This is a genomic window from Spirulina subsalsa FACHB-351 (assembly GCF_026130165.1).
GTDB classification, from domain to species: domain Bacteria; phylum Cyanobacteriota; class Cyanobacteriia; order Cyanobacteriales; family Spirulinaceae; genus Spirulina_A; species Spirulina_A subsalsa_A.
On the sequence record NZ_JAIHOM010000135.1, the window covers coordinates 1 to 11,963 of the forward strand.

Annotated in this window: 9 protein-coding genes; 6 read left to right on the forward strand and 3 right to left on the reverse strand. The window is 50.3% G+C overall.

The annotated features are described in order from the left end of the window. Positions 1-143 precede the first annotated feature (143 nt). The 3 genes from K4A83_RS19400 (at position 144) to K4A83_RS19410 (ending at position 6,081) form a co-directional block, all read left to right on the forward strand. Entirely contained in the window at positions 144-1,214 is a 1,071-nt protein-coding gene (locus K4A83_RS19400) for a tetratricopeptide repeat protein (RefSeq protein ID WP_265266330.1), read from the forward strand. 59 nt (positions 1,215-1,273) lie between these two features. Beyond that, positions 1,274-4,636, forward strand: a complete 3,363-nt coding sequence (locus K4A83_RS19405) for a response regulator (protein ID WP_265266331.1) — start codon at positions 1,274-1,276, stop codon at positions 4,634-4,636. A gap of 131 nt (positions 4,637-4,767) precedes the next feature. Beyond that, positions 4,768-6,081, forward strand: coding sequence for a cytosine deaminase (locus tag K4A83_RS19410; RefSeq protein WP_265266332.1), 1,314 nt, complete (start codon positions 4,768-4,770; stop codon positions 6,079-6,081). A gap of 136 nt (positions 6,082-6,217) precedes the next feature. Here K4A83_RS19410 and K4A83_RS19415 read toward each other — a convergent pair whose 3' ends face one another. The 3 genes from K4A83_RS19415 to K4A83_RS19425 all read right to left on the reverse strand — a co-directional run bounded on the left by K4A83_RS19415 (position 6,218) and on the right by K4A83_RS19425 (position 8,922). Then, positions 6,218-7,540, reverse strand: a complete 1,323-nt coding sequence (locus tag K4A83_RS19415) for a permease (RefSeq protein ID WP_265266333.1) — start codon at positions 7,538-7,540, stop codon at positions 6,218-6,220. A gap of 66 nt (positions 7,541-7,606) precedes the next feature. Then, positions 7,607-7,858: a thioredoxin family protein gene (locus tag K4A83_RS19420; protein ID WP_265266334.1), complete on the reverse strand. Its 252-nt coding sequence runs from the start codon at positions 7,856-7,858 to the stop codon at positions 7,607-7,609. Between the two features lie 188 nt (positions 7,859-8,046). Next, positions 8,047-8,922, reverse strand: coding sequence for a LysR family transcriptional regulator (locus K4A83_RS19425; RefSeq protein WP_265266335.1), 876 nt, complete (start codon positions 8,920-8,922; stop codon positions 8,047-8,049). Between the two features lie 189 nt (positions 8,923-9,111). Here K4A83_RS19425 and K4A83_RS19430 point away from each other — a divergent pair, with 189 nt between their 5' ends. The 3 genes from K4A83_RS19430 to K4A83_RS19440 all read left to right on the forward strand — a co-directional run bounded on the left by K4A83_RS19430 (position 9,112) and on the right by K4A83_RS19440 (position 11,922). Further along, positions 9,112-9,600, forward strand: a complete 489-nt coding sequence (locus K4A83_RS19430; RefSeq protein WP_265266336.1) for a redox protein — start codon at positions 9,112-9,114, stop codon at positions 9,598-9,600. Between the two features lie 249 nt (positions 9,601-9,849). Continuing rightward, entirely contained in the window at positions 9,850-11,685 is a 1,836-nt protein-coding gene (locus K4A83_RS19435; protein ID WP_265266337.1) for a caspase family protein, read from the forward strand. 21 nt (positions 11,686-11,706) lie between these two features. Next, on the forward strand, positions 11,707-11,922 hold the full coding sequence (locus K4A83_RS19440) for a hypothetical protein (protein WP_265266338.1): 216 nt from the start codon (positions 11,707-11,709) through the stop codon (positions 11,920-11,922). Positions 11,923-11,963 lie beyond the last annotated feature (41 nt).

Sequence of the window (11,963 nt, forward strand, 5' to 3'; positions counted from 1 at the left end):
AGCGGGGGAGCGGGGGAGCGGGGGAGCAATTCCCTATTCCCTATTCCCTATTCCCTATTCCCTAGCCCCACGAGTAGAGTTATTTAGCAAGCCCTATATAGTCATTGCTAACATAGAAACATCATATGAGTTGGGAGAGGACAGTGAGTAAGCAATGCACCATGCCGGGGATGGCTTTAGCGATCGCCTTAATCTTACCCCTTCTTTGGAACGTGCGGCCGGGGATAGCGCAGGACATGGATCGCCTAGACGAACAACTGCGCACATCTCCCCGTCAAGATGTCCCCAGTGGACAACGGAATGAAGCGGATTTACTGCTCAATTTAGGCAGTCAAGCCCAAAGTCGAGGGGACTTGAATCAAGCCATTGACCTATGGCTGCAAGCACTCGTTCTCTATGACCGTTTAAACGCCGATGACGGCATGGCACTAGCCTATAAGTATCTTGGCATTGTTTTTACCCAACTGGGTCGTTATGACGCAGCAGAGAACGCCCTCCGTCGTCATTTGGCCATTACTCGGGATGAACGAGACTTTTCCGCTCAGGTGTATGCCTTAAATAATCTCGGGGTGGTGTTGCTGGAAATGAACAATTTAGGGGGGGCAGAAGCGAGTTTTGCCGAAGCGTTGACCATCGCCCGCAGTATCCAAGATCAGGAGGGAGAAGGCTTAAGTATCAGTAATTTGGGCTTAGTTGCTAATGCACAGCAGAATTACAACACGGCTATAGCTTACTTTCAACAAGCATTAGATTATCGGCGGCGAATGCGCGATCGCGCCGGACAAGCCAACACCCTCAATAACTTAGGGGATGCCTACCGAGGCCTGGGGGAAGTAGACAAAGCCCTAGCAGAATACCGTCTCGCCCGGTGGTATGCCCAAGAGGTGGGAGACTTACCCAATCAGTTTCGTGCGTTGCGAGGACTGGCGGAAGGCTATGCTCGGGGGAGACGGTGGAGCCCTGCCTTTAAGGCCTTGGACGAGTGGGTTTTGTTAGCCCGGACGACGGGGAATTTAGCCCAACAAATGCGGGCTTTACACCTTTATGCCCAATATCATACAGGTCTGGGGATTTGGGAGAGGGCTGGAGAATTTTATCAAAGTGCGATCGCCGTTGCTCGTCAGTTAGGAGATGAAACCAGCGAAGCGATCCTATTAAATGAATATTCCCAAGTGGTCTATGGTTTTCCCTTTGGTTTGCCCAGAATTCCGTGAACTCCCCCACCCTGCCGTTGGCGAGGATGGGGAATTCCGCAACATTTTGTTAAAATCCGATGTTTAAGAAAATTCCCCTGCACTTAATTGTAACCCTCCAGTTTGTGATCCAAATGTTGGTCGTTGTCGGATTGGTCGGGTATTTTTCCTATCGCAGTGGTCAGGAAGTGGTCAGGGAGTTAGCCCATGAGTGGATGAATACAACAGCCAACAAACTCAAAGCCGAACTGGATCAATTCCTTGGCGATGCGTTGTTACTCTTGGCGACTAATCAGGGCTTAATTGAGCGGCAGCAACTGAATGCCGAGGATTTTGGAGAGTTAGAAGCCCATTTTGTACAGATGCTCAAACTGTATCCGGGGTTAACCGCCATTAGCTTCTATAATCCCCAATCTCAGATGATTGGGGTGGCAAACGATAGATCGGGACTTCTCACAACACCCGAAACCATGATTGTGCTGGAAAAGGCAGAACCCGGTCCAAGTGAGGGTCGGTTTTATCGCTTGAGTGAGGAAGGTGAGCGGCTCGATCTAATCGGGCGGATTCCGAACTGGAATCCCACTCAACGCTCTTGGTATGCACAGGCTCTCCAACAAGACCAACCGGACTGGACTTCCATCAGCGCCTTAGTAGTAGCCCCACTTCCGGCAATTCTAGCGGTTAACCCGATCAAACAAGGGGAGGAAATTCGAGGAATCATTACCATTACGCTGATTCTCAATGACATCAGTCAATTTCTTGCCCAGTTGCATCTTTCCCCTCAAGGACAGGTTTTTATTCTCGAAACCTCTGGGGAATTAGTCGCCACATCGACCAATGAAATTGTTGCACCCATTACCCGTAAAGATAATCAGAATGTCTTAACTCGTTTAGCCGTCACGGAGAGTCAGAATCCTTTAACCCAAGCGGTGGGGGAAGCCCTTCTCAGCCAAAGTCAAGAAATCAAACCCGGTCAATCCTTCAATTTCCAATTTAGCGCAGCCGTGCCGGGGGTGGAGTATCAGGGCGTTTTTAAAGTAAAGGGCGAACGCCAGCGATTTTTTGTCAATGTCACCTCCTATCAAAATGGTCAAAGCTTAAACTGGCAAATAGTCAGCGTTATTCCAGAATCGGACTTGATGGGGACAATCTATGGCAATTTACGCCGCACACTGCTACTCGGTGGGGTGGCTTTAGGGATAGCGGTGGCGAGCAGTCTGTGGATAGCGCGCCGAATCACGCGATCGCTCTCCCACCTCACCGAAGCCAGCGAAAACTTTATGACCCAGAGGCGAGAACAAGCCATTCAACAGACCCGGATTGCCGAAATTGCAGCCCTTTCCCAATCCCTTCAAGCCATGATGCTGACCATTCAAGAAGGCGATATTTTGCGTCAAAACTACACCCATGATTTAGAGCAACAAGTCGCCCTCAAAACTATTGCCCTTACAGAAGCCCAGAAACTGGCTCATATGGGAAGTTGGGAAGTAGATCCCACTGAGAACACCGTCACCTGGTCAAAAGAAGTCTATCGCATCCATGAAGCGGAAGATTATCCCCCCACCACTCGCCCAGACCGGGAAATTGTCAAAATTCATCCTCAAGATCAAGAGCATTATCAAAAAAACGTAATTGAAGCGATTCGAGCGGGTCAATCCTTTGATACAGATGTGCAGATCATCACTCACAAAGGCAATGTTCGGTTTATCCATGTCCAAGGGCAGCCCATCTATAACGAGGCTGGGGAGATGCTCAAAATCATCGGCACCACAACGGATATTACAGCCCGCAAACAAGCTGAACAAGCGTTAATTCAAGCCAAAGAAGCAGCCGAAGCGGCGAATCAAGCCAAAAGTATTTTCTTGGCTAATATGAGCCATGAACTCCGTACCCCCTTAAATGCCATCCTAGGCTACCCCAGACTATTATTGAATAGCAGCACAATCTCCCCTGAAGACCGAAGCTATATCCGCACCATTGAGCGCAGTGGAGAGTATTTATTAGCCCTGATTAACCAAATTCTAGACCTTTCAAAAATTGAAGCCGGGCGGATGGTTCTCAATGTGACGACCCTAAAATTACATCAATTACTCCATGAAATTGAAATCATGCTGCAACCTTCAGCCCAAGCCAAAGGGTTAACGTTCACCCTAGAAAAAGGGGACAATCTGCCAGATTTAATTGAAACCGATGGGGTCAAATTACAGCAAGTCCTGGTCAATCTCCTCAACAATGCCATTAAATTCACCCATCAAGGCACCGTTCATTTAAGGGCGGTGCCTTGCAGGGAGGACGATCATCCCTCTGCCTCACCCTACCTCAAGTTCACGGTTCAAGATACTGGGGTCGGGATTGCTGTGGAGGAATTACAAACCTTATTCCAAGCTTTTGTCCAAACCGAAAGTGGTCGGAATAGCCAGACGGGGACGGGTTTAGGTTTAGTGTTGAGTCAGAAACTTGTGGCGTTGATGGGGGGAGAACTTCAGGTTGAAAGTGAGGTGGGGAAGGGGACAAACTTTAGTTTTACGCTTCCCCTCTCTAGGTCTAGACATGAGGACTCCCCGGATTTGGAGTCAGATCCCATCAAATGGCGACTGGCTCCCCAAGAGCCTGCTTATAGGATTTTAGTCGCCGATGATGTGGCGGAAAATCGGGAAGTGTTAGTGAAACGGCTGGAATTGTGGGGTTTCAAGGTTTTTGAGGCTCAGGACGGGGAGGAGGCGATCGCCCAGACCGCCCAACATCATCCCGATTTAATTTTTATGGACATTCGGATGCCTAAACTCAACGGTATTGAAGCCAGCCAAAAGATTCAACAAACCTTGACCCCACCCATTCCTAAAATCATTGCTCTGACGGCCAGCGCTTTTGAGGAAGATCGAACGGAGATTCTCGCCTCGGGTTGTGATGATTTTATCCGTAAGCCGTTTCAAGAGCAGGAAATTTTAAGCTGTTTAGCGCACCATCTGAAGGTTCAGTTTATTCAACAACCCTCTGAGGGAGTCTCTCCGTCTGGGGAGGGGATTTCCCCCACTCAAGGGATGGAGGATGCACCGACTTTACGCATTCTGATAGCTGAGGACAATCTCATTAATCAGAAAGTGCTGTTACTCAACCTGAAAGCACTGGGTTATACCGCCGATGTAGCAGCGAACGGTTTGGAGGTGTTAGAACATTTGTCGGTGAACCCCTATGATCTCATTTTGATGGATGTGCAAATGCCGGAGATGGATGGGATTACGGCGACGCAAATCATTCGGCGAGATTTTCCCCAAATGCTTCAGCCCTATATTATCGCCCTGACCGCGAATGATGAGGCGAGCGATCGCCTCACCTGTGCGCAAGCCGGGATGAATGGTTATCTCACTAAACCCCTGGGGCAAGACCAACTGGCCCAAGCCGTTTGTAGTTGCGCTTCAGCGCGAAGGTTAAGCTACTCCTAGTTAGAGTCTGCTCAATAAACCCAACGCTAGACTCAACAAGGGAATCGGGAATAATTCTTAATTCCCCGACTCCCGGACTTATTGAGCAGGTCCGAGTTCCCTCAAAGTTTTTTGTTCAATAAATAGGGTCTATGATATTATCCGACTTCTCCCATTTTTGGTTAAACAATGCCCATTGTCCGCCCTGTTTTTTACCGCCAGAATTTGGAGATTTTAACACAAAATGGGGATTTTGTCAAATTAATTTAGAAATTAAACAAGGAAAAATTCAGCAAATTTTACCCGCCACTGAATCCGGTTTATTGCCTGATACTATCCCGCAATGGGAGCTTAAAAAAAGCATTATTCTACCTTGTTTTGTCGATATTCATACCCATTTAGATAAAGGACATATTAGCCGTAGAACCCCTAATTTACTAGGTACATTTGCCGAAGCTGTGAAAATTATCCGGGAGGATTGCTGTGAGTTTTGGCAAGAAGAGGATCTCTATCGACGGATGGAGTTCGGGTTAAAGTGTAGCTATGCTCATGGCACTCAAGCTATCCGCACTCATCTGGATGTGATAGATCAACAACATAACATTACGTTTGATGTGTTTAAAACCCTACAAAAGGAGTGGGAAAATCGGATTATTTTACAACCTTCTTCTTTGTTTCCAGTGGAACACTTTCTCACGGAGGAAGGGGTAAAAGTTGCCGATGGGGTAGCCCAACTGGGGGGGATTTTGGGGGCGGTGGTTTATCCTCATCAGGAGGTGGATAGACAACTGGATCGGATGTTGGAATTGGCGATGGAACGGGGATTAGATGTGGATTTTCATGTAGACGAAACCGATGATCCTCAGTCCCAATGCTTGTTAAAGGTGGCCGAAGCGGTGCTACGTCATGGCTTTTCTGGGCAGGTGCTATGTGGTCATTGTTGTAGCTTGGCGGTGCAGTCTCCGGCAGTGGTTCAGAGGACGATAGAAGCGGTGCAGAGGGCAGGAATTGCGGTGGTGAGTCTGCCGATGTGTAATTTGTATTTACAGGGGCGAGAAGGGGAAAAAACCCCTCGTTGGCGAGGGGTGACGCTGGTGCATGAGTTGAAGGCTCAGGGGATTCCGGTGTTGTTTGCTAGTGATAATTGTCGGGATCCCTTTTTTGGGTTTGGGGATCATGATCTGTTGGAGGTGTTTAATCAGTCGGTACGGATTGCCCAGTTGAATCCGGATTATAGTGACTGGATTGGGTCGGTGACGACGATTCCGGCACAGGTGATGGGATTGGAGGATCTGGGCTGTTTGAAACCGGGGGCGGGGGCGGATTTGATTATTTTTCGGGCGCGGTATTGGGATGAGTTGTTATCTCGTTCTCAGCGCGATCGCATTGTTCTCCGTCAAGGTCGGCCTATTGACACGACACTCCCGGATTATGAGGAGTTAGATGATTTGATAGTTAATCGTTAGGGCTTGCTGTACGCGAAGCGTGCCGTTAGGCATATAACTCCACTCGTGGGGCTAGGGAATTGATAATTGATAATTGTTAATTGTCAATTGATAATTTCTCCCCTGCTCCCCCAAGAGGTGCAGTTTACTGGGGAAATCAGACGAGATAGCCATAGATTACCCCGGCCAAGGTAGCCATCAGGACGACTAAAGCCGCAAAGACGAGGGTTTTTTTCGTTCCCAAGATGCTGCGAATCACTAACAAATTGGGCAGGGAAACGGCGGGTCCGGCTAGGAGAAGGGCGAGGGCGGGGCCTTGACCCATGCCGTTGCCGATTAAGCCTTGTAAGATGGGAACTTCGGTGAGGGTGGCAAAATACATCAGTGCGCCAGCGAGGGCAGCAAAGAAGTTGGCGAGGAGGGAGTTTCCGCCTACGGCTAAGATAATCCAGTTTGAGGGAATGAGGGCTTCTTGTTCCGGGCGACCGAGTAAAGCCCCAGCTAAGAGGACTCCGAGCAAGAGTAAGGGCAGGATTTGCTGGGCATAGTCCCATGTGGCCTCAAACCAGTCTGAGGCTTCCCCTTGGCTGCTACTGGTGAGCCATGAAAGACCGATGACGGCGGCGGAAAAGGGAATGAGGGGGTGTTGGGGAAATTGCCAGCAGAGGATGGCGGTTAGACCTGTAATTAGGATAACTTTGCCGGGGTTGAGGTGGTGCCAGAGGATGAGAATGGCGGCTAGGGCGAGTCCAAATCCTCCGGTTATCCACCATTTCAGGGTATAAAGACTATACCAGATCCCCATTTCGCTGTCGGGTTTCGCCCAGTTGGCAAAGATCAGGATGCCGACTAATACGCCGAGAAATAGGGCATTTTGCCAGAGGGGGCGGGTTTCTTCGTCCTCTGGGAGGGGGACGGGGGCTTTAATGGGGGTGGGTTGGTCGTGGCGAAAGATGAATTCCATCGCTAAACCAATGATGATGCTAAAGAGGATGGCTCCGATGGCGCGAGCGATGCCGAGTTGTAGCCCTAAAATCCGGGCGGTGAGGATGATGGCGAGGACGTTGATGGCGGGGCCGGAGTAGAGAAAGGCGATCGCAGGCCCTAAACCCGCCCCCATGCGATAGATACCTGCAAATAAGGGGAGGACGGTACAGGAACAGACGGCTAAAATGGTGCCAGAAACGGAGGCCACGCCATAGGCTAATCCTTTATGGGCTTTGGGACCCAGGTAACGCATTACGGAGTCCTGACTGATGAAAACGGCGATCGCACCTGCAATGAAGAAGGCCGGGATCAGACAGAGTAGGATATGTTCTTGGGCGTACCAACGGACTAAATAAAGGGCTTCCCAGAAGGCATTGTGCAACCGTTGGGACTGTTGCAGGGCTTCGATGGGGAGGTAAAAACAGACTAAAAAGGCGATCGCAATGAGGCCGAGGGATTTCCCATGTTCTCGCCAAAACGGGGATAGTTGCATAATCGGGAATAAGGGATTAGGGAACAATAATCAATTCCCCAATGGATTAATGGGGAGGGTTAACGGTTAGGAATGCTGTGCCTCTAAGAGGGTTTGCACTTGTTCTGGGGTGGCTACTTTGCCCTGACTCACCACCTGACCATCCACGACGAGGGCGGGGGTTTTCATGACACCCCGTTCCGCAATTTGTAGGGGATCGGTAATATGGAGAACTTCGGCATCCCAGTTTAATGATGCGATCGCCTCTTTCACATTGGCTTCCAATTGCTGACACTTTTTGCAGCCCGTGCCAAGAATTTCAAGGGTTCGTTTTGCCATGATGCTCCTTTTAGGGGTATTTGACTTGATTCTAGACTCTATACCTAGGTATAAGGTCAAGCCCCCAAGGACAATATTTAGGGCTTGCTGAATAACTTGGGGAGAGGGGGAGCAGGGGAGAGAGGGAGCAGGGGGGCAGGGGAGCAGGGGAGCAGGGGAGAGGGAATTCCGGTTCAACTGATTACTCCTCACGGTGTGAACCGCCCCGTCCCTCGTAAAGCATCCAAAAAGGCAAAAACCGCCGGAGATTGTAACCCATTCGCTAAAACAGCCGCGCCAATAATGCGTTTTAAGGGAGACGGTAAAGAACGAACTTGTATCCCTTTAGGAATCGGTTTAGCCGCTAAACGGGGGAGAATTGCCGCGCCCAAACCTTGAGCCACCATACTCACAATGGTAGAATCTTCCTTAATCTCATAGGCCACTTTAAACTGATAGCCAGAATTCGCCCAATGGCCTCGCACGGCTGATGTACATTCGGCGTAATTAAACAGAATAAACGAATATTGGGATAACTCCTCCCAAGTTAATTGTTCAGGAATATCTTGCTCCGATTTAGGCAACAAAACCACATATTCATCCCGAGCAATTTCCCAAGTTTCAAACTCTTCTGAACGAGGTAAAGGCAGTAAACCAATGTCAGCCTCCCCTTGGCGCAATGCTTGTTCTACCCCCAAAGGATCTCGCTCCTTAATAATCACCTCAATATTAGGAAAAGCTTGGCGAAATTGTGCCACCACCTTGGGTAATAAATGGGTAGCTGCACTGCGAAAAGAAGCCACCCGGACAATCCCCTGTTGTAATCCCTTTTCCAGACTCACCTCATACTGAATATTGTCACGAATCTCTAACATTTGCTGGGCGTGAGCAATCACCCGCTCCCCGATGCGGGTCGGTTTTGCCCCAAAACGACCGCGAGAGAGCAGAGAAACGCCTAACTCTTCTTCGAGAGAGGCGATCGCACGACTCACGGCCGACTGGGAAATATCCAACTTTAAGGCAGCCAGAGAAAAGTTTTCCTGTTCTGCCACCACCAACAACACCCTCAGATGGAAAAGGTTCATCAATTCGTGTATTGATTCGTTTTTCGCATAAGTGTAATACAAAATTAGTTTTGATCCATTTAGGGAATAACCGTTAGGCTACTTAGCTAATAAACCCAAGTCAGACGATGTTGCTAGGGAGTCGGAGCAACTATCCCCCCCAATTCAGCATCCTTCTAGTTAAGTCTGTCGCAATTTATCACTGGATCTATGTTTGAGTTTCTGCCTTACCAAAAATTCCGCGATACCCCCCAAGTCCGTTTTTTTGATATCACCATCCCGGATTCTAACGCCCGTGATCTAGTCTTCCATGACGGAGCCGCCATCAGTCCCAACAACAGCGAAACCGGAGACTGGCAATTTTACCTCCATCCCCATCAAGAGGATAATCTGTTAGCCTTAACCGGGGGTAGAACCTTTTATCTGGTGAACTTCGCCTGGGAACAACCCTTTCATATAGTGCGCTTAGTCGCCAATGGGGATATTCTGCGTATTCCCCCCGGCACCTTCCACCGTTCCGTTTCTGACCCCGGGGGGTCCCTCGTCCTAAACCAAGGAGTCCGCACAGTCGAGGCTACCGTAGAAAGTGAATTTCGGGTCTATAACAGTGGGGAAATTCCCCGCTTAGGGCGTTTATTAGCCCAAGTCCTGCCCCAAATGCAACCCCAGCCGCAGGAAATTTTCTACCGGGCCGCTTAATCCCTTCCAAAGTTATTGTTTTGATCCTAGCGAACGATCAGCACCCGGTCGTTTCCCACTCGACTTTACACTGAACATTCTGCCTCCCCTCGGGGGAGGTTTTTTCCGTCCGAGTCTGGGTTGAGGGCAAAAAAGGGAAATTCTAGAGAAATCGCCACAAGGCACCTAGAATAAGAACAAACCTGACTTAACATCAGACTGATTGTTTTAGGCAGGCTGATGTCCGACAACTGCTAATTTATTGGGCAAATGGTAGACTACACTGCGATCGCAATTGGCATTAATCGTTATCAATTTATCCAACCTCTCAGTTACGCCCAAGCCGATGCTCAGGCACTGCATCAAATCCTACTGGAAGAAATTGGACTCCCTCAAACCCAATCCCTCATCCTCACCGATGCCTCCCCTTGGGTCGGCGAACAATCCACCACACCCACCAAAGAGGTCATTCAGCACTGGATGGAACAGGGATTAGGTCAACCCCCCACCTCCGTCTTATTGTTCTTCTTCAGTGGCTACGGGGTCAATTGGGAAGGTGTAGATTACCTCATGCCAATGGATGGCAACCCGGCCGACATTCAAAACACCGGGATTGCGGCTCAAAATCTCTTTGAAAGCTTACAACGCAAGGGCTTCCGTCACATTGTCGCCCTGCTCGATATTAACCGCTCTCCTGGGGTGATTGCCGGGAAACCTGTAGGCAGTCAACTCGCCCAAATCGCCCCAGAAATGGGCGTTTCCCTGTTACTCTCCTGTCAGGTCGATGAATCCTCCCATGAAGCCGTAGCCCTCGGTCATGGTATTTTTACCGCAGCCCTGTTAGAAGCCCTGCGCTACTATGGTCCAGAGATCACCCTCCATGATCTCAGTAGCTATCTTTATGAACGCTTACCAGAAGTCAGCGAACACCACTGGCGACCCATTCAGCACCCCTTGATTATTATTCCCTCCTTAGACGTGGCACAGCAGCCCCTACTGCCCAGTGTCGCCGCCGTAGGTGCAGCTTCCGCCGTCGCCCAAGGGGGAGCAATGGCCACCGAATCAGCCCCCCTCAGCCCAGAACCCCCCCCAGCAGCACCGGAACCCCCAGCGCCCAGCGCCCAAGAACCGGAGGAAGCCCTAGGAGCAGCAGGTGTCGCCTCCAGTGCCACCAAAAAAACCCCCCAATGGCAAAAGTGGATTTTCTGGGCAGGCAGTGCGGCCATTCTCTTGGCGATTTTAGCCATCTTCTGGACTGGTCGGGAGACTGTGTTACAGAATGGCGATGGCGAGGAGACGACGGGAGAAGTAGCCGAAGGCTCCCCGGAAACCCCGGCTGAACCTAGCCCGGAACCCTCCCCCGAGGCTCAAATTCCCGCCCCTGAACCTGAACCAAGTCCTGAACCAAGTCCTGAACCAAGTCCTGAACCAAGTCCTGAACCTACTCCCGTCGCCCCCCAAAGTCCAGCCCCGGAACCCGAGGTCAGCCCCGCCCCCCAAACCTTACAAGAAAGTCAGGCGATCTTAGCCCGGGCAAGGACTTATATTCAGACCAATCAAGCATCAGGTTTTAGTCGGGCGATCGCAGAAGCCCAAAAAATTCCCCCCGGCGCGCCCCTCTATGAGGAAGCCCAAGGAGATATAGCCCGATGGAGTGGGGTGATTCTTGACCTAGCCCGAGGACGCGCCAATCAGGGTCAATTTGATTCAGCCATTGCCGCAGCCCGTCTCGTTCCCACAGAACCCAGCACCACCTACCAAACGGCCCAACAAAATATTCAACAGTGGACCCAGCAGAAGGAACAACAGGTCAAAAACCAAGAAATTATCAGTTCTGCCCGACGGATGATCCGCTATACCCAAGCCTCCTCCTACAGTCGCGCCATTAGTACCCTACGCGCTGTTCCCCAAGGCGAACCGGGTTATCCCCTCGCTCAGGAATTAATTGAGCGTTGGAGTCGGCAAATTTATCTGATTGCTAACTCTCGCGCTGCCCGAGGCAATTTCTCCCAAGCGGTGGAAACTGCTCGCCTCGTCCCCACCGGAACCAGTTCCCATGAACCCGCTCAAAAAGCAATTGAACGCTGGCAACGGGGACAGCGTTAGGGAGGGAAAGGCGTGGAAACTATGTTACAAGTGGGGGAAGTGGCGCGTCAGTTGAATCTGAACACCCAAACTTTGTATTTTTACGAGCGGGTTGGTTCACAGACGCTCCATGGAGAATTGAGTAAATTGGTGCAGCGTTGCCAAAACAATTTAGATGTAGTGGATCAAGAGTGCGTAGTCTTAGACCAGCATCAGTCATCCGTTTGTAGATTAACGTCAGTTGGGGATAATTCTTAATTCTCCGACTCTCGACTCCCCCTCTCCCCTGCTCCCCTGCC

Bases quoted from the DNA above. Each gene is read 5' to 3' on its own strand.
- K4A83_RS19420 (WP_265266334.1), bottom strand. From the start codon at position 7,858: ATGGCAAAACGAACCCTTGAAATTCTTGGCACGGGCTGCAAAAAGTGT.
- K4A83_RS19425 (WP_265266335.1), bottom strand. From the start codon at position 8,922: ATGAACCTTTTCCATCTGAGGGTGTTGTTGGTGGTGGCAGAACAGGAA.
- K4A83_RS19415 (WP_265266333.1), bottom strand. From the start codon at position 7,540: ATGCAACTATCCCCGTTTTGGCGAGAACATGGGAAATCCCTCGGCCTC.
- K4A83_RS19410 (WP_265266332.1), top strand. From the start codon at position 4,768: ATGATATTATCCGACTTCTCCCATTTTTGGTTAAACAATGCCCATTGT.
- K4A83_RS19430 (WP_265266336.1), top strand. From the start codon at position 9,112: ATGTTTGAGTTTCTGCCTTACCAAAAATTCCGCGATACCCCCCAAGTC.
- K4A83_RS19435 (WP_265266337.1), top strand. From the start codon at position 9,850: ATGGTAGACTACACTGCGATCGCAATTGGCATTAATCGTTATCAATTT.
- K4A83_RS19405 (WP_265266331.1), top strand. From the start codon at position 1,274: ATGTTTAAGAAAATTCCCCTGCACTTAATTGTAACCCTCCAGTTTGTG.
- K4A83_RS19440 (WP_265266338.1), top strand. From the start codon at position 11,707: ATGTTACAAGTGGGGGAAGTGGCGCGTCAGTTGAATCTGAACACCCAA.